Origin of the sequence: Desulfomicrobium apsheronum (assembly GCF_900114115.1) — a bacterium.
Taxonomy (GTDB): domain Bacteria; phylum Desulfobacterota; class Desulfovibrionia; order Desulfovibrionales; family Desulfomicrobiaceae; genus Desulfomicrobium; species Desulfomicrobium apsheronum.
Genome location: NZ_FORX01000016.1, coordinates 53,583 through 72,626, shown reverse-complemented (window position 1 = coordinate 72,626; position 19,044 = coordinate 53,583). Strand labels below are relative to the sequence as shown.

The following is a 19,044-nucleotide window of genomic DNA, read 5'->3' as shown; positions in this document are numbered from 1 at the left end:
GCCTACCTTGGCCGGGCTGAATCCTCCAACCGATCCCGCATCAAAAGCCCGATCAGTTCCGTCCGATCAAGCCGCCGGACGTAGTCGTTCTTCAGGATTTTAAGCGCGGCCCTGTTCCTGTCCCGCTCGGCCGCCTCGATGTACTCGGCCACAATGGGCTGCGCCTCTAGGCGCAATTCCTCGTCGGATTTTGCATCGAGCTCCCTGAACAGCGCCTCCAGATCCTCGGGCGCGGGCAGCCCTGGAGCATGCAGGATCGCGCCGATGCGCTCCCGGTAGCGCACCAGCGAGGCCTTAATGTGGCTCTCCTTGATGACCGACAGGCCCGACCAGCCCGCCCGCATCCACTGAAACACGCCGCTGCGCACCACGCCGCCCTCACCAAGATAGACTCCGATGGAGACATTGGTCTGAATCCTGGACGAGACCCAGCCAAGCCCGGTCTTGGTCAATCCTTCCTCATCCGAATAGACGTAGCGGCTGTCCTGATCGCGCCCCACAAGATATCCCCGGGTGCCCACTTCCGACGGCCCCGGCTGCACGCTCACGGACAAAAGCGCCTTTTCGTCCTGCAAAAACACAAGCGCCCGCTTCAGCTGCATTCCGTAGCATCCACCCGTGGACAGATCCGCAGTGGTGCGATCGTACTGCTCTCCCCGCACGACTTCAGTTCCGGCCGGAGGCCAGGGATCGGCCCACAGTCGCCGCTGCTCTTCGGCGCTGCCCTGTGTGGTCCAGACCGAGGAACGGATCGAAAAGGGTTTTATGAGTTCCTGGGGAATTTCAGGGTTGTAGAGATAACGCAGCAGACGCTGCATGGGCATGTTGATCGCAAAGCCCTGGTATGCGCCAGGAGCGTCCGAGTACCTTGGCAGCGCGCCCGAGGTGTCGCCGTGTGCGCGGACATGGGCGATGATGGGCGCGATGCGGGCCGGGTCCGGGTCGTGGCCGAGAAGCACCTCGCGGCACAGGTGCTCCACGGCCCGCTCAAGATCCGGCAGCGGGGGACCAAGGGCCGTGGCCGGGCGCGCGCCAAGGCAGAAAAGAAAGAGGATGAGCCCGTGGACCCATCCCCTTTTGCCACGAAAAAGGACACTCACTTATATCTCCCCTTCCTTGACAAAAAATCGGATCTGCGAACCCGTGACGGAGCTGCGCCCCGTGTAGAGAAACACCACCAGAAAGACTCCCTGCAGAAGGAGCAGCACCGGCACGTTCCACAAGGCGGCCAGGCCTTGCCCGAAATTCACGGAGGCATCGTGCGCGGTCAGCAAAAGGGCCGGCACAAGTCCGTAGAGAACGCCCGCCCCGGCCATGATCTGGTAGGCGGAGATCTTTTGCTCGCCCCGGTAATCGGCGCGGAAGAATTCGGACAGCACGCGCCAGACCTGGGTCACGACCAGAGGCACGATCATGGCCATCGAAAAGCTTTCGGCCGCGAAGAAGATCATCCCCAGACATGCGGCGGCGCAGTAGAGGTAGGCGGTCATGAGCTGCACGGGCACCAGGCTGCGACCGCAGAGGTCATGGGCATAGGCCGCTTTCTTGGTTCCGCCATGAAAAACGACGTTCCAGCGGCTGAAAATCCCCTTCCAGGGCTCGGGCAGGGTGTCGACGGGACGCCCGTAACAGCAGCCGAAGCTCAGGCAGGCCAGGCGCCCCACGCCCTCGCCCACGGCATAGGCGATGGCCAGGGCCGCGAGCGCAGGCAGCACCGCCCCGCTTCCGGTCAGCCAGACCACGCCCGAGGCCACGAAAGGAGCCACGACAATGCCCACGAAGGCGGCCCCGCCCACGCTCAGGGTGTTGGGCTTGCCTTCGACGAGGCGGGCGACGATCTTCGCCGCCGGTATGCACAGCCCGAGCATGCCCGCGACCATGAGCACAAGACCAAGGATGCCCATGCCAACCGAACCCAGCAACACGACGGCGACGGCCGTGGCCAGCGTGTAGGCCAGGGCGCTGAGCCCTCCGTACCAGGTCAGGTTGAGGGCCTGCCACATGCCGTCGGGATTCTTGAACAGGGGCACGCTGGCCATCATCTGCCAGCGTTCGCTTGGCAGGACCCGCCCGCTCAGGAAGATGAAGGTAAAAAGCGCGGCCCCGAAGCAGGCGATCAGCAAATACTCCATATTTTCTCCATCCGGGCGCGGTTCATCCCGCCCGTCATGTGTTTTGGTTGAGGACGCGGCCGATGCTCTCGCGCACGCGCACGTCCGTTTCCACCCAGGGCCGTCCCAGCCAGCTTGAAAAACGGCTGCCCACGTCCCCCCGGAACTGATTGGCGATCAGGTCGGGGCTGAATTCGACCCGGCCCGGCTCGAAAATGAGCACATCCAGGGAACTGCCCGGCCGGTAAAGGCTCTTGGGCTGTCCCATGCGCAGAAAAAGACCGGGATGCACCGGTTCATGTGGGTCGTATCCCGAGGAAGCATAGGCCTGCACGATCTGCCCGATCATGAGCGCCGCCACCTCGACCATGGCCACCTGGCCGCAGCCGCTGCCGCCAGGGACGTCCGTGTCGATAATCGTGACGGTCCTGCGATTGCGGGAAAAGGGAGTGACCTCGCTGATGACGGCGGTCGGGTTGCAGGAGTGAAACGCGCCCTCGATTTCATAGAAGTCGCGCACCACCCCGCTGACCGGAACGTGATTGTAGTGGTACTTGTCCGGGGTCAGGCGAAATATGGCGAAATCTCCGCCCGCGAAGACCTGATTCCAGTTCGGGCGGCCCAGAAATTCCTCGAAGGAAAAGAACTTGTCCTTGATGAAGAGCACACTCTCTTCGCTCAGGGAACCGGTGAACATGCGTGAATCCGCCGGGGAAACCACGGCGGCGTGATCGTCCGTCATGGGCCGGACCGTTTCGTAGCGGATGCGGCGTTCGAAGATGCGTCGAGCCGTGTTGTAGTGGGCCGGGGGTTCAACGCACTCGGAGATGTCGATGCCAAGGCGTTTGATGAGCGCGCTTGCGCCCGAGATGCGCGCGCCCAGCGGCAGGTCGTAATTGACGAAACCCAGAAGACTGGAGGCGCGCGCCGAAGTCACGGCGTCGAACAGGACCGGAGCCTTCTCCCGCACGCGGGAATAAAGATAATCAATGACCCGGTCGCAGAACAGTTCCTCGTTGCGGATGCTTCCCAAATCTCTGGCTATATACTGATGCGTCATTTTCCTTCCAGTTGTGCGACTTATGCGGCCGGCCGACTGATTCGAGCGTTTTCGCCGTGCATGCCGATTATCAAGAGCAGAAGCTGGATCAGCACCGGCCGGCACCCGCCAAGCTCCCCCGTGCGTTTCAATTCCGTCCGGGCTTCCCGCGCGAACTCCATGATGTCCCGCCCGCCGAGCAGCGCGGGGAGCCCGGTGCGGCAGAACCGTGCGGGCAGGCAGCCGAAATCCTTGACCGTCTGGCAATCTTCCAACAGGTAGTCGAGGGCCTCGGCCAGATGCGCGGTGCGCAGTTCCCCCCTGTAGACATCCTCGGCGCCCATGTTGAAGTCCTGCGCGCGCAGGGCCAGCGGCGTGCGCGCCCCGACATGCTTCAGAATGCGCCGGGTCAGTTTTCCCCCCGCGCCAAGTTCGGGGTCCGTGATGCGGGCGCGCAGATCGCGCAGCAACTCCCCGGCCCCAAAAAGTTCGATCACGTCCCGCCCTTCGGATTCAATGAAATCAAGCAGCGCCTTGCGATACTCCTGCACATGCACGCGCAGGTTGCCGGGATAGCGATGGCTACCCCGAACACCGGACGCCCTGGACACGAGATCAAGAAGCAGGGCATTGCCCGAATCCCGCCGCACGAAAAAAGTGGGCAGGTTGATGGCCGTGGCGAAAAATATCTGACGTCGCTCGCTCTCCACTTCCGGACTGTCGGGAATCGAAGACCGGCTGACGCGCCCGCTGAGCACGAGCTTGCAGGCCAGCGCGCTCAAAAACTGCTGCAAGCGGGCCGCAGGCCGCATGTCCGCCTCCAGGGAATCGAAGAGGCTGTAGAATCGGCCCTCGAAACCGGAAAAGCCCATCACCTCGAACGAGCGCTGCTTGTAGAGCAGATAGGTGGACATGGATTCATGGAAAACGCCCATGGCCGCAAGATCGCGTTTGAGCCTAAGGTCGTTGCCGACCTCGCCGTCAAGCGCCGCGCAGCGGTGGGTGCTCATGAGCGTGGTCATGTAGTCCAGCAGGCGAAAATCCGGGATGAAGTCGCCGCGCAGCCCGAAAATCCGGGCAATGGTCCTGTCCATGAGCGGCGGACCAAAAGGGGTCAGGGGGCGGCCGCAGACTTTTAGCTTGGCCTTCTTCTTCCAGCGCCGCCAGATCATGCGCAGATGGGTGTAATCGAGCTCGTGCGGCAGAAATCCGAGCGCCTTCTCCGGATGAAAATCCTCGAAATCCATGCGCATGGGGGCGGCGCTGTAGGTGCCGACAAATAGCGGCAAAAAATGCTCAACGATCTTGATGACCAGGTCCCCGAGGTATTTCTCCTCGGTGACGCCAAAATCCCCCTTAGCGCGCAGAAGCTCCCCAAGGCGTTTGCTGCCAAGCGAAATGTGCGTCCCGTTGTTGGCCAGGCACGTGTTCGAGGTGTTGGGCAGGACCACCAGATTGTTGGTCAGGATGCCGGACTCGCGCAGCTTGGCGATGGTGTTCAGCTGACTGCGCGAGAGCATGCGGTGACACAGGCCCATGTACTCCTTCTTGGCTTCCCCCCGGTCCCAGCCCGACAGGCACGGGTTCATGAACAGCTCGCGGTAATGGGCGTCGGGGATGATCTCGTTCAGGCGCTTCTGCCGGGCGGGGGGCAAGGGCGCGAAATAGATCATGGCCTGCTGCCCGTGTTCCAGGAGCCCGAACCCTTCATTGGCGTGGTCGAGCAGGAGCTGGGACAACAGGAAACGCTGGCTGGTCTCCCGGGCGATGCCCCGCCCGCCCTGGAACGCATCGTCCATGGGCACGGGATAAAAGGAGAAGGTTTCGGGGGAGGTGTTGTCGTTCAGAAAATGGGCAAGAAAGGATTCGGCCAGCCTGCGCACCTCGGAGGTCACGCCGGACCCGGCCAGGTCGGCCAGGGAAAGTTTGAGCAGATAACTGATGGGAATGCGCAGCCAGTCTTCGCCGTCCCTTACAAAAAAGAAGTCCGCGCTGTCCTTCCTGCGCCCTGACGCGGGATCGCTCTTGTCCGCCAGGAGGTCCCGCTCCAGGGTATGGCGGGCAAAGGTGTTCAGCCGGTCCAGGGGAAAGCGCACCCAGCTGTTTTCCCAGACGGCATCCGGACCGGCCTCCAGATAGCGTTCAAGCTCAAGGAGGGTGTGGCTCGACGTATCCCCGGCCACGGTACGCCGGGCCACGTTCTGATAAAAGCTCGATTCCCGGATTCTGAGCGGCAGGTCCACGCAATCAGGGCTACCCATGACCGCGACCTGCAACTCGCTCTCGCTTCCGGCCGTGGCGTCGTCAGGGCCGAAAGGGAGCAAATCCAGGAGGCGGTCGTTCCACCCGCCTTCAAAACCCATCGTGTCGGCCAACCGCCCTTCCATGCCCGCCTGCATCGTTGTTGTATCGAAAAACATGCACACCACCTTGTTTGAATGCCTTGAACAGACGAACATGAAGGGGATGCGAAGAATTCGTGACCGCCCGGTGACAGCTTTCTAAGCGCCCCATGGCGGAGGGCCCGGACTGTCACCGAAGCGTCACGCGCCCGTCACGGGCAGGTTCAAGGCTCGCGGCAAAGACAGGGCATGGATATGAACACCATTACCCAATATGGCCCCCTGGCCATCGCACTGGGCGCTTTCGTGGAAGGGGAGACGGCGGTTCTTCTGGGCGGCGCGGGACTGGCTCTGGGGCTGTTTGATTTCTGGACCGTGGTGGGAGCGGCCTTTGCGGGCAGCATGGCGGGAGATCAGTTCTTCTTCTGGCTCGGCAGGCTCAAAGGGTCCGCATACCTGGCGGGACATCCGCGCTTCGGGACCAGGGTCGCCCGCGTCGGCGGCCTGCTTCTGCGCCACCGCCTGCCGCTTCTTGGCACCTACAGGTTCATCTACGGCATGCGCGGAGTCATCCCCTTTGCTTTTGGCGTCTCGGATCTGTGCTGGCGCTTCTTTCTCGCCGCCAACCTTTTCACGGCAACACTATGGTCTGTGCTCATCACCCTGCTCGGACTGCATGCCGGAAAATTCCTGACCGATCCGTCCGTCGTTGCAAGATTGCCGCTACTCGGCGCGGGCGCGGCCCTGCTTTTTGGTCTGGGGATGCTGGTGCGCGATCGCTTCAAGGCCCGGTCCTGAACGCACGGGCATGCTCAATACATGGGCCAGCGAAGTGTGATGGCGGCTCAAGACGCGGCTTCGGTCGAAACTAAAAGCGCGGGCGCGGCCTGACGCGGCGCGAAGCGCGCCATTTTTTCCGCGCGCATGGGTTTGGTGCCGTCAAAAAAGTCACAGGCCATGTAGTAGCGCAGGTCGGAATACCAGAGGCCGGGCAGCTCCCGGCGGGACGAAAACCTGCGCAGCACCTCCAGCGGATTGGAGAGCGCCATCCCGAAGGGCCCGAGCAGCTCTGACGGGTCCCGAAAACACTCCCAGTCACAGCGCCGACAGCCCGGCTCGCCGTCGGGCAGATTCTGCAATTCCCAAAATGGCCCAAGGTCTTCAGCGCTGCGATAGCCGCACGGATAGGCGTGCCCGGCCGTGGCGTCCACGAAGAAGAAATCCAGGCCTCCGCGACAGGCATATGTCTGCCCGGGCTCGCCATCGGCCTGGCGCACCAGGGCGTCCAGGGAGGACAGCGGCGTGAAGAGGCGGATGCGCGACCTGAAATCCGGCACCACATCCTTGAGCGCGAGCAGCATGGCCCGCTTCTCCTCGGGGCTGAAAAGGATGAACGGGTCCGAGGAGGTGGCCTGATACACGGCAAGGTCTTCGTCGCTCATGGGGTAGCAACAGTTGGCGATGGTGAAGCCGAGTTCCGTCGCAAACGTGAAAAAGCGGGTGAAGGCCTCGGAAAACCCCTGCCGAAAACCGTGCTCATCGAAGGGGGCCTGCAAGGCCGGGATGCGCCCGCCGCAGAGGCGGTTGATGCCCAGATTGACCGAGGGGTAAAGGCCGCGTTCGTGAAAGATGGGCACAGCCTTGGCCATGCCCCGCACCACACCGGGCAGGCCCCGGTTTTTCTCATGAATGTCCGGATCGCTCGAATCGAGACTGATCCAGAAATTGCGGATGCCGCTTTCGAGCAATTCATCGGCCGTGCGGCGCATGCGATCCGCAAAATCCAGGGCCTCATGACGCTGAAAGATGAACCCGTTGGTGCCGGTGCGGATGTAAGGAATACCGAGCTTCTTTGCGCGTCGGATCATGCCCGTCAGACGCCCGAGATCCAGCAGGGGCTCCCCGCCGGTGAAGGACACGGCCTGCATCCCAAGCCTGGCCACGGTGTCGAGAACGCGGTCCACGATCTCGGGATCAAGACTGTGGCGGGCAAATGAATTGTCCGCGCTCATACCGCATTGCACGCAACGGGCGTTGCAGCGGGTGGTGATCTGGATCACGGCCTGGCCGGGAAGGCGCCCCCGGAACAGTGCGCGACAGGTGGAAAGAAACTTCATTGAAAGGCTCCTTTGGCCAAAAATTTCCAGGACGCCGCCGCGCAAGTCATGGGTTCAGCAGCTGCTGCAGTCCCTTTGCCGCCTTGAAGTGAACCCGCCTGCGCGCAGGAATGGCGATGCTCTCCCCGGTACGCGGGTTTCGGCCCATGTGCGCGGCATGGAGCGTCACGGATAAAGAGCCGAGCCCCGGCAGGGGAATTTTTTGGCCTTGGGCCAGGGCCTCACGGATGATGGCGTAGAGGGCCTTTTGCGGGGAAGAATAGGAAGTATGGGAAGAATGGGTCGTATGGGGCTCATGGGACGTATGGGTTGCAGGAAGTTCTGTGATTTCGGTTGTCTCATTCGTCTCATTCGTCCTATAGGTCCCATAGGTCCTATCTTCTTCCTCTTCCTCTTCCGCTTCTGCCGCTTCCTTCAGCTCATTTTTTTTTTGCTTCGTCACCCAGTGGGGGCGAAGACAGGATTGGGGCTTCAAGTTGTGTTGCCACCGGGGTCAGTGGCTGCATCTTGTTCGGCACCCAGGAGAGCTTGAGTTCAAGCTTCTCCTTGTCGCTTTTCTGCTTTATTTCGAGCTCCGCCTCGATGCTGTCCGAAGGCCTCAGAATCAGGGGCCTTTCTTCGTTGTCGAGGATGAGCGTGCCCTGCTTCAGGCCCGAGAGCACGGTTTCCAGATACGCGACCAGATCATCCCTGGTCATTATGTTCTTGGATTTGAGCTTGTCTTTTCCCATGAGATCCTCCTTTTAAATATCACGCCAGGGAGATGAGGGCCTGGCAGAGCAGATGCGGGTCAATGGCGCCGGTTTTCGTGTCGGTCAGGGGAGTCTTGATGATCTGGATGCCAAGCGATGCCAGCTCCCGCTGCGGGTTCTTTGTGTCCGGATAACTCACGGACGGATCAAGCAGGACAAAATCGAGAACGTCGCTGATGGCGATGCTGTCCGGGGCGTCGGCGCGTAGGTGCCGCAGCAGGGTTCGGACCTGACCAGCCAGGGAAAGCCCCACGGATTCAGGATCGCTGAACGTGTTCGGGATGAAGACCTTGGGACAGGGCGTCTGGCTCACGGCCTGCCCCACTCCCCGAGGCAGCAGGTTGGCGACGATGGAGCTGTAGAAGCTGCCCACCGGATAACAGATGAGGTCCGCGCCCTGGATGGCCCTGCGGATCTTGTCGCGGATGAGCGGCCGCACTGGCGCGTTGCCCTTGGCGGGATCGACGAGGGACAGCTCGGACACAGGGCGGGAAAGAGGGGGAGTCTCCTTCCCGGTGAGCAAATGCTGGCCGACGAGGTGACCGCCGCCTTCGAGCACGGCCCGAAGTTGCAGGTTGGAATTGATCAGCAGGCGGACTTCCCCGCGCACTTGGACCAGTTTGGAATAGATGTAGACGATGGGGTCGATGTGCCGCCTGTTTTCAAGATATCCGGCGGTCAGGATGAGATTGCCGACACTCGCCCCGCGCAGGTCGAAATCCGGGCCGATGGATTTCTCGAAAAGTTGCAGGTGATGACGAATGATCTTGCGCATGGGGTCCGACACCCGGGTAATGAGCGGATGGCTGCCTGCGACCAGGGCGGAGAGTTCGTCCAGCAGCTGTCCGGAACTTGCGGTCTTGGGCAGGCGGTGGGCAAAAAGCTCGAAAATCTCTGGGTATCCGTGCAGGGTGCGATCGGCCAGGGCCATGAGCCGGTTGCGCAGGTCGCCCACAGCCGGCATGTCGAAATAGCGTCGCAGCACGGCAGAACTGCCCCCCGAATCAAAGGGCGTGACCAGGTGCACGGAGTTGTGGGTGTACCCCACCAGGGCCTGGCTGGTTTCCTTGAGTGCCGTACCGCCGGTGAAAAAGAGGATTCGCGGCCCAAGATCGGGGCTGCGCAACGCCCTGGCCACGCGCACCGGATCCGGGACGTTGACCTCCCGGGTGACCCGTATGGCCGTCATGCCTTTTCCAGCAGCCGCAGACAGCCGTCCGCGGCCTGGTCAAAGTCCACGCCTCCGCTGATCTCGAACACCCTGCACCCCGCCAGCGCCTTGGCATAGTCGTCAGGCGTCGGGGCATAGCCGTTCTCGGCGGTGAAAAAAAGGCCGGTGTCCTTCATGAAGGCTTCCAGCAAATCGTGCCGCGCGTTGATGTCGATCTCCTCGAAACGCGTGGGCGAGCCGTCCCGGTGCCAGTTCAGCAGCACCAGATAACGCATGGGGCACTGCAGGATGAACCTGTCCGGGCCAAAAAGCTGGTCGATGAGGGCGTCGTACTTGTGCTCCAGGCTCCAGAGTTCCTCCGGAGACAGGCTCTGGAAACGCGCCGTGTCCTCGGGGGAGATTATGCCTGTCAGATCGGGATTGTGCAGGGCCGTGCCGGGATTGATGCGCGGGTGCTTGGCCACGCCGAACATGACCGGGGCGGAGCTTGTCGGACTGATCATCAGGCGGTCGTTGCTGACAAAAGTCACGCCCTTGCTAACCAGATGCAGGGCCAGGGTCGATTTGCCCATGCCCGAAAACCCGGCCATGGCCATGCCGGTCTCACACACCGCTACTCCGGCGGCATGCGCCAGAAGACAGCCGTCGTTCAACTTGCGCTCGATGAAACGGTTGTTGATGAAATTGACGACCTGGTTGGGATTGGCCTCGCAGTCCCCCACGGCCAGATTTTCCCCGTTTCCGAAGAGAAAATGCATGCCGGTCAGGCGCTTGCGAATGACCCGCCCGCCTTCGATGTCGGCCCACTCCTCTTTTATCTTGGTCTTGCCCGGATCCGGCTCCTTGACCTGAAAAATCAGCCCCAGATCAGGAACCTCGCCCTGCAAGGCTGTGATGGATATGTCCGCTTCCGATCCTAGGTTCAGGAATGGCGCAAAATATCTGGTCAATTCCTGGGCCAGATTTCCGGAATTGGTCATGACCCGAAAACGGCAGTCGCCCATGCTCAGGCAGACCTGGTGCGGTGTCGCGACGCCGGCGCTCAAATGGTGCACGAGCCCGCGCAGGGCGTTGTCATTATTCACGAATCTTCTCCATGACATAATCGGTGTACATGGCCGCGGCATCAAGACCGCAGGCATCCTGGATGCCACGGAACCCGCCGAAGGCCGAAACCTCGAAGACCACTGGCCCGGTGGCGGCTTCCACCACATCGACGCAGGTGAAATCGAGATTGAACAGGGCCTGGGCCTCCTCGGCCGTGCGCATGGCCTCGGGCGAAGGCGTGGCCGGGGCGTATTTGCCTCCCGACTCGGTGGTCGTGTTCCAGGCCCCCGTGCCGCAACGGGCGTAGGTGGTCAGGTACTTGCCGCCCAGAAAGACGATGCCCAGATCCTGCCCGGGCAGCTCGATCTTCTGCTGCATGTACATGATGGGATTTTCCGCGTGAAAGGCCTCGATGGCGGCGCGCGCCCCGGCTCCGTGGTCAATGACCGTCATGCCCCGGGCCTTGGAGGTGAAAAGCGGCTTGAACACGGCCGCGCCATAACGCGCAACCGCGCCCAGCGCTTCGTCCACGGACTCGGTGATGGTCGTCGGAGGCATGGGGATATTCCCGAGGCGCAGGGTCACGGTGCAGCTGAGACGGTCCAGCACGCGCATGATGGACATGGGCGAGGAAAAAATGGGCAGCCCGCGCTGTGCCAGAAAGCGCAGCACCTCAAGCCTGTCGAGAAGATCCGGAGAATAGCGCGCGCCGATCTTCTTGATGATGAGGCCGTCAAGACTGCCAAGATCGACCCCTTCGGTCCAGACCTTGCCGCTGTCCAGGTCCATGCAGACCTGCTCCATGTCCACCAGCAGGCGAAATCCGGTCTTGGCGGCCACCGTGGCCGCAAGAAGTTCCGAAGACCACCCACCGCGCGTTCCGACCACTCCTATCTTCATAAAAAATCCTAATAGTTGAGTATTTCCAAGGGGAAAGAAAAATCAGCCGGAGACTTCAATTCATGTTCCGTGAGCCGCTCCATGAGAAAGAGACAGCGATTGTACATGGCATGGGCAAAGGCCCGGTTCAGCTCGAAACGGGTCGAAGTATAAAACGACCTGGCCACACCGAGCCCCAGCCGGATGTCGAAGCTCTCGTCGCCATGGGCCCGGGCAAAATTCCGGGCGAAATTGTAGAAGCTGGTGATGGTTTCGCTGATACGTTCGCGCGATTCCCGGTCAAAAGCGGGCAGGCGGAAGTTGGAGACGAGAAAGACCGAGACGTCCTGCACGTAGTCGGCATGTTGGGATCGATACAGATCTATGAAATAGACCTTTTGATCAAGATGGCTGTAGATGACGTTGTTGATGTTAAAGTCGCCATGGATGAAGACCGAAAAAGGCGCCGGGAATCTGGCCTCGATGTCCATGCAGCCCTTGATCAGATCCCCGGCCGAGGGGATGGCGATGGAGCCTATGCCCATCGCGGGGCGCATGAGCTCCGGATGGACCTGCAGGATCGAGGACATGCGGTCCAGGGCCTGACGCATCATGTTCGTGGGCAGGGCGTGCTCGCTCATGGTCTGTTCCCAGATGTGCTGCACGGTCTGCTCGAAGATGAAGAGGGCGTTTTTGAGAATCTCCCGGTCCGGATTGAAAATGGTCTCATCCAGGGTGCAGCCGGACAGAAACTCAGTCAGAAGCGACGCATTCTCCCCGTCTTCCTGGTAACTGAAAACCCTCGGAACCAGTCCGGGAAATATTTCGTTCCAGCATTCAAGGTTGATCTTCTCCTGACGGATCTTGCGCAGGTTGCCTTCCTTGAAGATGGAATCCCGGGCCTGGGGAGATTTCTTCTCTTCCACGCGGGCGATGCGGCAGCCGGAGCGCGAGCCCCAGATTCCCTGGAAATCCACATCCGTGACGTCCCCCTGCATGCCCGACTTGTTCAGGTTGCGCTGCAGGGCCTGGAACTGCTGAATCTTGATGCGTTCGCCGATGATGACGAAAAGCAGCGCCTCCCCGATGTTGAGCAGGCTGTCCCCAATGCGCTCCATGTACCGGATGATGAAAAGCGAGGTGATGTGATCCTCCACGTTGCGACCGATGCGCAGGTGGATCATGATCTTGTCGAAATTTTCCTTGTACATGGTGTCGAGCTCGTCCTCCATGCGACAGATGGACAGCGCGCCCGACAGGTTGGCCTTTTGCAGCACGGGAAGAATTTCGCTCACCGTATCGTGAATTTTCAGGAAGCTATCTTTATAGTCGAAATTCTCCAAAAAGCGAGGGGTGGACAGATAGCCCATCTGCTTGGCGATATTCACGCAATAGTCGCCGATGCGTTCAAGATTGATGCTGATGACATGCACGGCCCGCAGACACTTCATCTGATCCGGAGCCAGCTTGGTCTGGTTCAGCGTGGTGAAGCACTTGTTCTCTATGACGTTCTTCAGGTTATCTATGTAGTCGTCCTTGCTGAAGATCTTGTCATAGGTCGCCGGAGTCGGCTCCAGCAGAAATTGGAACGTGGCCTTGATCTGGTTCTGCACTTCCATGATCAGGAACCTGAAATTCTCATCGAGCCCTTCGAAACTTTTGAGCATGACCCGTCCTAGGAAGTGATGGAAATGGTGCTGGATGCCGGGGATTCGTCGCTCTTGTCCTTCCAGGCGAACTTGACGGAGAGCTTGTTTTCAGAACCCTTTTTCTTCACCGAGACCTGAAATTTCATGAAGCCGCGGGGGTGCAGACAGATTTCCGAGCCCTCGGAATGAAGCACTATCCGCCCCTGCGCGAACCCATCCTGCAGGGCTTGCAGATATTTCTGGATGGTCTGGCTGTCCTGTACGGACTCGAATTCAAATTTGTCGTCTTGAGACATGATCATTCCTTGTTTCAGCCCAGCAGGCGTTCACGATATTCCCGGATGACGATTTCCCGGCTCATGCCCGAAAGGATGAGCCGCTTGGAGAGCTCCAGATCGTCCCAGGCGGGTTGATACCCGATCTCACGGTTCGCTTTTTCCGAATTGCGCTGTGAGACGTCCTTCACTTTTTCGCCCATGTGCGTGTCATCGCCCATGAAGACCAGCTTGCGGCGCTGGGACAGGCCCTCGCAGGCATTGACCCTGCCCACGACCGTGATCAGAAAATCCGTATAGCGCTGGGACTGGGGATTCCAGACCTCGTATCCGTCCACGTCGTAATCGGCCAGGAGGATGGGCCAGAACTGTTCGGGATGCGGGATGATGATCCCACCGCCAAGGGCGCGGACCTCCTCGATCACCTCCGATGTGCGGTAGAAATAGCGCAGCGAAAAATGGGTTTTGACGATGGCCTTGACCGCCGAAAGGTATGTTTGGATACGGTCGATGAGCTCGCTGTCGTACACGGGACGCAGCGCGTCGAAATAGTTGCGCAGCAGCTTGTTCTTGAGGGCGTCCTGAGGAAGACGCGCGTGGTTGTCCTCCACCATGCGCTGCACCTTGGTCACATGATGGCGCACGAATTCGACCAGATCCAGATCGGCCCCGGTCTCCCGGGCGGCCTGTTCGATGCGGTCTTCCAGCGGCGCCGTGATGGTGTGCATGAAATCAAAGAGCTGCGAGGCGCGGTAGGTCAGGGTGTGCCGGAGCATGGCGCGCAGCGTGTGGGCATGGTCCAGACGGGCCGTGGCAAAGTGCAGCAACAGCTGCACTTTCTGGTTGAAACCGTGGGAGTAGCAGTCCACCTCCACGCCGCTGAAATCGCCGTATTCGAGAATCTCGTTGTGCTGAGTCGGGATGATCAGGCTCTCGGTCATGGCCGGAAACATGTTGTGAACGCGCTGTTCAATGACCGGCATGGGCACGAATTCAGGGTGCCAGTGCACGGCCATGACGCTCTGCTGAACGGGAAGGGTGAGCGGCGGCGAGGCCAGTTCCTTCAGTTTTTCATCGCTAAGGTCCGTGCTGATCACGCGCTCGAAAACGGCGTGATCCTGCTCGGTGATGGCCGGGTCCCAGGCCGCCGGGTTCATGGGATCGATTGAACGCATTTATTGGACCTATTTGTAACGGTCGTGGCAGGATTTTTTGGACTGGGCCAGTTCCTCGACCACGTCGGCAATCGCGGCCTGATCCTCATTGTCGAAGGACTGGCGCAGACGTTCGCAGATTTCAGCATACGCAGGATAAAATTCGTCGCCGTAGCCGTGATATGAAATCATCCTTTCAGAATCCAAGAGAAAAACCGAGACAATCTCCCGCGAAGGCATTTCGCCCCGAGCGATGCTTTCCCGCATGGCCTTGAAGTAGATCTGCATCCGCTTCTTGAGTTTCGAGTAGCTCTCGCACACGACTCCCGACCCGCAGGGGTCTTCGGCCCCGCAAACCTTGATGCCCTTGCCCGTGAACTTGACCTCCAGCGCGTCGTCCTGTCCCAGGTCGACCTTGACCTTGAATTTGACAAGTTCCGCCAGGCTGATCCCGTATTCGGCCAGATCATCGGACTCCTGCTCCAGGGTATCCGCCAGTTTGCGCAGCAGATCCGCCGCTTCCGCGCGTGAGAGCAGCCAATTGTGTTTGAGTTTCGATGCCATGCACGCTTCCTTGGTGAAAAGTGATATATAAATGCCGATTTTTTCTGTTAACAGCGCCGCAAAGTCAATTCCCATACTGTGACATTTGCGTCACAGTTTTGTGACAACCCTACCCTGGCCTTTCATGAATTCGATATCTTTATCGAATTGTCATGACCGCGTAACAAAAATGACGTCCATGCGGGATAACGTGCTTAAACCACAACGAGGTACGCATATGATCCCACAGCGCAAGGCGGACATGCATGTTCATTCCAAGTTCTCCAGCAGGCCCTCACAATGGATTCTACAGAAGCTCGGCTGCCCGGAAAGCTTCACGGAACCGGCCTTCATTTACGAGCGGGCCAAGGCCGCGGGCATGGACTATGTGACCATCACCGACCACAACGTCATCGACGGAGCGCTGCAGATCGCCCATCTGCCGGGAGCCTTCGTGAGCGAGGAGGTCACCACCTATTTCCCCGAGGATCGCTGCAAGTTGCACGTCCTGGTCTATGACATCACGGAAGGCCAGCATGTGGAGATCCAGCGCCTGCGGGAAAATGTCCATGACCTGTGCGGCTACCTGCGCGGCGAAAACCTTGTGCACGCGCTGGCCCATCCCCTGTTCGCGGTCAACGACAAGCTGGACATCGACCATTTCGAGCAGAGCCTGCTGCTCTTCGACATCTTCGAGTTGAACGGTTGCCGGGACGATATGCAGAACACGGTGCTGCGAAAGATCCTGGCCGATCTGGACCGATCCACCATCGAGATCCTGGCCGACAGGCACGCAATAGCGCCACTGGGCCCCAGGCCCTGGAAAAAGGGGCTGATCGGCGGCTCCGACGATCATTCGAGCCTCAACATCGCAAGCATGCACACCCTGGCCAGGGCGGACGGTCCGCACGATTTTCTGGAAGCGGTACGCGGCCGAAACTCCCTGCCGTCCGGACGCGCGGCCACCGGACATGCGCTGGCGCGCAATCTGTACGCCATTGCCTACCAGTTCTACCGCGCCAAGACCCGACGCTCGCGCTCCAAATTGCTCTGCATGCAGTTCGCCGACCGCATGCTCGGCGCCAGCGAAACGTCCGGGGACGGCTTTCTGGCCCGCCTGCACGCAGCCATCGGCACGCGCAAGAGCAGCACCTACCTGCGCCTGGCCGACGCCGAAGGGATCAAGGCCGTGCTCCTGAAGGAAGTGACCCGCATCATCGAGAACGATGCCGTGTTCACGGCCATCGCCAGGGGCGAGACGGGAGCGGACCTCGACCAGGAATGGTTCCGCTGCGTCGGGCAGGCCTCGGACAAGCTCATCGCCACATTCCTGGACCGCCTGCTCACCAGTGCGCTCGGCGCCGACATCTTCGACATCTTCAGCACCATCGGCACGGCCGGATCGCTGTACGCGCTGCTAGCCCCGTATTTCGTATCCTTCGGGCTCTTTGCCCGGGAAAGATCTTTCAGCCGCGAATGCGCCCGCGCTTTCGGACAGGCGAGGCCCCGGCCCCTCACGCTCCTGCATTTCACGGACACGTTCGAAGACGTGAACGGCGTCTCATGGACCATCCGCCAGCAGCTGGACATGGCCCTCGAACACGGCAAGAACATGACCGTGATCACCTGCGGACAGGGCGAAAACGCGCCGGGCCTCCAGGTCTTCGACCCCATCGGCACCTTCGCGATACCCGAGTATCCCGAACTTTCCGTTTCCTACCCACCATTTTTGCGCATGCTCGAATACACCCTCGAAGCGGACGCGAAGCTCATCCTGGCCGCCACCCCCGGTCCTGTCGGCCTCGCCGCGCTGGCCATAAGCAGAATTCTGCAGATTCCCATCCACGGCACCTATCACACGGCCTTTCCCCAATATGTCGCCTCCCTGACCGGCGATTCAGGCCTTGAAGACCTGACCCGCAAGTACATGGCCTGGTATTACAAGCAGATGGACGTCGTTTACGCCCCGTCCCAGGCCATCGCCGATGAATTGTCGTCCTTCGGCGTGGAGCGCGGGGCCATCCGGGTTTACCCTCGCGGAGTGGACACCGCGCGCTTCGATCCGATCAAGCGCAACGGATTTTTCAAACGCTGGCGGGGCCTGGAGCAGTTCAAGCTCATCTATGTCGGGAGAGTCTCACGGGAAAAGGATCTGGACATCCTCTGCGAGGCCTTCAAGTCGGCCCATGAGTCATTGAGCGGACACGGGGTCAGCCTCGTCATCGTCGGCGACGGGCCGTATCGGGAGGAGATGGAGCGGGAACTTTCAGGACTGCCGGCGCTCTTCACCGGAGTCCTGCACGGTGAGGCACTGGCCGAGGCCTATGCCTCCGCCGATCTTTTCGTCTTTCCATCGACCACGGACACTTTCGGCAATGTGGTTCTGGAAGCCCAGGCCTCGGGGCTGCCGATCATCGTCAGCGACAAGGGCGGACCCATGGAGAACATCGATCCCGGCAAGACCGGACTCATCGTTCCCGGACGGAATGCAAAAGCCCTGGCGCAGGCCATGATCGAACTCTGCGGCGATCCGGAAAGAGTCAAACGCATGGGCGAGGCGGCGCGCAGCTTCGCCGAGGAGCGCAGCTTCGGCTCCGCCTTTCTGGCCACCTGGGAACTCTACAAGGACGCGACCTCGCCCGCCGCGTTAGATAATCACGCGGCAGGCGGGGTATAAAGATTTGTGGGGAAAGGACCGGGTCGTTGGCGCCCGGAAAATCAGAGCCCGGTCTTAATGACCATGTCCGTGATAGGTCCGCGCGAGCGTTCGCCCTTGAGCACGATGTGCCCGTATCCAGGCAGCCCTTTGAGCATCTTCACGGTCCAGTTCAGGCCGTTGTTGGATTCGTTCAGATAGGGATTGTCGACCTGGCGCGTGTCGCCAAGGCAGATGCATTTCACGTTTTCGCCCATGCGGGTCAAAAGCGCCCGTGTCTCCGTACGCGAGAGGTTCTGCATCTCGTCGATGATGACCACCGCGTTTTCAAGGTTCATGCCCCGGATGAAGGCTATGGGCAGAATCTCGAAGCGTTTGGGGTTGTACCGGAAATTGCCGCTCTCGCTGTCGGCGAAGATGCGGTTGGCCGGGCGCAGGTCGTGCAGCTTCATGAGCAGATCGCCGATGTAGCGCACGTAGGGAGCCATCTTTTCCTCTAGATCGCCGGGCAGATAGCCGAGCTTGGCGCCGATCTCGATGACGGGTTTGACAAGATAGATCTTGCGGTATGGATTGTCCTTCTTCTCCAGGGCCATGAACAGAGCCGCGGCCAGGGCCAGGAAGGTCTTGCCGTATCCGGCCTCGGACTGGATGGTGACCAGATTCACGGCATCGTCGAGAAGCAGCTCCAGAGCCAGGTTCTGATAGACGTTACGCGGGCGCACGTTCCAGACGTTGTGCTGAAAATCGATGAAGCGGGGCCCGGAGGTGGCGTGCATGTACGGCTGGCCGCCAACCCAGGCGAAGCTGTTGGCAATGGGCGGCTCGCCCTCGCGCACAAAGCCGGTGTAGGACTGAGATTCGGAGCGGAAGGGATTTGAATCGCGATACCCCTCGCTGGCGACGGCGTGAATGCGGGCCTTGAGCTGAAGGATGCGGTCATTGGTGACCAGAATGGGCGCATCCACGCCGCTGTCTTTGAGTTCGTCAAGAATCAGGTCATCGCCGCTCTTGCTCTCCGCGTCCGTGAACGTCCGGGGCGGAAGGAACAGGACATCCGGGTCGTCCTGCAGGGCGGCAATGGCCTGGGCCACGATGTGGGCCACACGCGGCTCGCGCTTGAGCTTGTCCAGCTCTCGCAGGACGGTGTACGGCAGGATGACCCGGTTCTCCTGGCCGTTGCGCAGGGCGCGGATGCATTGGGGGTTGTCAATGAGCACATTCGTATCAAGTACGTAATTCTTCTGCATGGACGGCTCAATCCTTAGGGGCCGGTGGCCCCGGTCCGGACCATTGACGGGAGAGGGCG

17 protein-coding genes are annotated in these 19,044 nt (G+C 60.6%); 2 read left to right on the top strand and 15 right to left on the bottom strand.

All coding sequences use genetic code 11. The annotated features are described in order from the left end of the window. Positions 1-2: 2 nt before the first annotated feature. From BMZ40_RS14170 to BMZ40_RS14155, 4 genes are read right to left on the bottom strand one after another with little or no spacing between them, the layout of a single operon-like run. Positions 3-1,100, bottom strand: coding sequence for a hypothetical protein (locus BMZ40_RS14170; RefSeq protein WP_092377120.1), 1,098 nt, complete (start codon positions 1,098-1,100; stop codon positions 3-5). Further along, entirely contained in the window at positions 1,101-2,132 is a 1,032-nt protein-coding gene (locus BMZ40_RS14165; RefSeq protein ID WP_092377116.1) for a prolipoprotein diacylglyceryl transferase family protein, read from the bottom strand. A 34-nt stretch (positions 2,133-2,166) separates the two neighbouring features. Then, positions 2,167-3,171, bottom strand: coding sequence for a phosphatidylserine decarboxylase (locus BMZ40_RS14160; protein WP_092377113.1), 1,005 nt, complete (start codon positions 3,169-3,171; stop codon positions 2,167-2,169). A 20-nt stretch (positions 3,172-3,191) separates the two neighbouring features. Further along, the gene (locus BMZ40_RS14155) at positions 3,192-5,570 is read right to left on the bottom strand and encodes a hypothetical protein (RefSeq protein WP_092377110.1); all 2,379 of its coding nucleotides are present in this window, start codon (positions 5,568-5,570) and stop codon (positions 3,192-3,194) included. A 177-nt stretch (positions 5,571-5,747) separates the two neighbouring features. Here BMZ40_RS14155 and BMZ40_RS14150 point away from each other — a divergent pair, with 177 nt between their 5' ends. Beyond that, positions 5,748-6,290, top strand: coding sequence for a DedA family protein (locus BMZ40_RS14150; protein WP_177193186.1), 543 nt, complete (start codon positions 5,748-5,750; stop codon positions 6,288-6,290). Positions 6,291-6,337: 47 nt separating this feature from the next. On the opposite strand, the gene BMZ40_RS14145 is transcribed toward BMZ40_RS14150, so the two are convergent. Genes BMZ40_RS14145 through BMZ40_RS14100 form a run of 10 tightly spaced genes read right to left on the bottom strand, consistent with a single transcriptional unit; the run spans position 6,338 to position 15,100 of the window. Further along, positions 6,338-7,609: a radical SAM protein gene (locus BMZ40_RS14145; RefSeq protein ID WP_092377104.1), complete on the bottom strand. Its 1,272-nt coding sequence runs from the start codon at positions 7,607-7,609 to the stop codon at positions 6,338-6,340. A gap of 46 nt (positions 7,610-7,655) precedes the next feature. After that, positions 7,656-8,051, bottom strand: coding sequence for an HU family DNA-binding protein (locus tag BMZ40_RS14140; protein WP_177193185.1), 396 nt, complete (start codon positions 8,049-8,051; stop codon positions 7,656-7,658). Next, positions 8,029-8,340 carry an amphi-Trp domain-containing protein gene (locus tag BMZ40_RS14135; RefSeq protein ID WP_092377098.1) on the bottom strand — a complete coding sequence of 104 codons (312 nt, stop codon included), beginning with the start codon at positions 8,338-8,340 and terminating at the stop codon, positions 8,029-8,031. Before BMZ40_RS14135 ends, BMZ40_RS14140 begins: the two co-directional genes overlap by 23 nt. A gap of 19 nt (positions 8,341-8,359) precedes the next feature. Further along, positions 8,360-9,550: a GAK system CofD-like protein gene (locus tag BMZ40_RS14130; protein WP_092377095.1), complete on the bottom strand. Its 1,191-nt coding sequence runs from the start codon at positions 9,548-9,550 to the stop codon at positions 8,360-8,362. Further along, positions 9,547-10,617, bottom strand: a complete 1,071-nt coding sequence (locus tag BMZ40_RS14125) for an HprK-related kinase B (RefSeq protein ID WP_092377092.1) — start codon at positions 10,615-10,617, stop codon at positions 9,547-9,549. Before BMZ40_RS14125 ends, BMZ40_RS14130 begins: the two co-directional genes overlap by 4 nt. Further along, entirely contained in the window at positions 10,610-11,479 is an 870-nt protein-coding gene (locus tag BMZ40_RS14120) for a GAK system ATP-grasp enzyme (RefSeq protein ID WP_092377089.1), read from the bottom strand. Before BMZ40_RS14120 ends, BMZ40_RS14125 begins: the two co-directional genes overlap by 8 nt. 8 nt (positions 11,480-11,487) lie before the next feature. Then, on the bottom strand, positions 11,488-13,125 hold the full coding sequence (locus tag BMZ40_RS14115; protein WP_092377086.1) for a phosphate signaling complex PhoU family protein: 1,638 nt from the start codon (positions 13,123-13,125) through the stop codon (positions 11,488-11,490). An 8-nt stretch (positions 13,126-13,133) separates the two neighbouring features. Then, complete coding sequence (locus tag BMZ40_RS14110) at positions 13,134-13,403, bottom strand: amphi-Trp domain-containing protein (RefSeq protein WP_092377083.1); 270 nt, start codon at positions 13,401-13,403, stop codon at positions 13,134-13,136. A 14-nt stretch (positions 13,404-13,417) separates the two neighbouring features. Continuing rightward, positions 13,418-14,557, bottom strand: coding sequence for a hypothetical protein (locus BMZ40_RS14105; protein ID WP_092377081.1), 1,140 nt, complete (start codon positions 14,555-14,557; stop codon positions 13,418-13,420). 9 nt (positions 14,558-14,566) lie between these two features. Continuing rightward, positions 14,567-15,100 (bottom strand): GAK system XXXCH domain-containing protein, encoded by a 534-nt coding sequence (locus BMZ40_RS14100; protein WP_177193184.1) that lies wholly within the window; start codon positions 15,098-15,100, stop codon positions 14,567-14,569. A 217-nt stretch (positions 15,101-15,317) separates the two neighbouring features. On the opposite strand from BMZ40_RS14100, the gene BMZ40_RS14095 reads away from it, so the two are divergent. After that, entirely contained in the window at positions 15,318-17,756 is a 2,439-nt protein-coding gene (locus tag BMZ40_RS14095) for a glycosyltransferase (RefSeq protein ID WP_092377076.1), read from the top strand. Between the two features lie 41 nt (positions 17,757-17,797). On the opposite strand, the gene BMZ40_RS14090 is transcribed toward BMZ40_RS14095, so the two are convergent. Next, positions 17,798-18,985: a PhoH family protein gene (locus BMZ40_RS14090; RefSeq protein ID WP_092377074.1), complete on the bottom strand. Its 1,188-nt coding sequence runs from the start codon at positions 18,983-18,985 to the stop codon at positions 17,798-17,800. Positions 18,986-19,044 lie beyond the last annotated feature (59 nt).

Coding starts and splice junctions, on each gene's coding strand:
- BMZ40_RS14165 (WP_092377116.1), bottom strand. CDS start 2,132: ATGGAGTATTTGCTGATCGCCTGCTTCGGGGCCGCGCTTTTTACCTTC.
- BMZ40_RS14160 (WP_092377113.1), bottom strand. CDS start 3,171: ATGACGCATCAGTATATAGCCAGAGATTTGGGAAGCATCCGCAACGAG.
- BMZ40_RS14155 (WP_092377110.1), bottom strand. CDS start 5,570: ATGTTTTTCGATACAACAACGATGCAGGCGGGCATGGAAGGGCGGTTG.
- BMZ40_RS14150 (WP_177193186.1), top strand. CDS start 5,748: ATGAACACCATTACCCAATATGGCCCCCTGGCCATCGCACTGGGCGCT.
- BMZ40_RS14145 (WP_092377104.1), bottom strand. CDS start 7,609: ATGAAGTTTCTTTCCACCTGTCGCGCACTGTTCCGGGGGCGCCTTCCC.
- BMZ40_RS14135 (WP_092377098.1), bottom strand. CDS start 8,340: ATGGGAAAAGACAAGCTCAAATCCAAGAACATAATGACCAGGGATGAT.
- BMZ40_RS14130 (WP_092377095.1), bottom strand. CDS start 9,550: ATGACGGCCATACGGGTCACCCGGGAGGTCAACGTCCCGGATCCGGTG.
- BMZ40_RS14120 (WP_092377089.1), bottom strand. CDS start 11,479: ATGAAGATAGGAGTGGTCGGAACGCGCGGTGGGTGGTCTTCGGAACTT.
- BMZ40_RS14115 (WP_092377086.1), bottom strand. CDS start 13,125: ATGCTCAAAAGTTTCGAAGGGCTCGATGAGAATTTCAGGTTCCTGATC.
- BMZ40_RS14110 (WP_092377083.1), bottom strand. CDS start 13,403: ATGTCTCAAGACGACAAATTTGAATTCGAGTCCGTACAGGACAGCCAG.
- BMZ40_RS14105 (WP_092377081.1), bottom strand. CDS start 14,557: ATGCGTTCAATCGATCCCATGAACCCGGCGGCCTGGGACCCGGCCATC.
- BMZ40_RS14100 (WP_177193184.1), bottom strand. CDS start 15,100: ATGGCATCGAAACTCAAACACAATTGGCTGCTCTCACGCGCGGAAGCG.
- BMZ40_RS14095 (WP_092377076.1), top strand. CDS start 15,318: ATGATCCCACAGCGCAAGGCGGACATGCATGTTCATTCCAAGTTCTCC.
- BMZ40_RS14090 (WP_092377074.1), bottom strand. CDS start 18,985: ATGCAGAAGAATTACGTACTTGATACGAATGTGCTCATTGACAACCCC.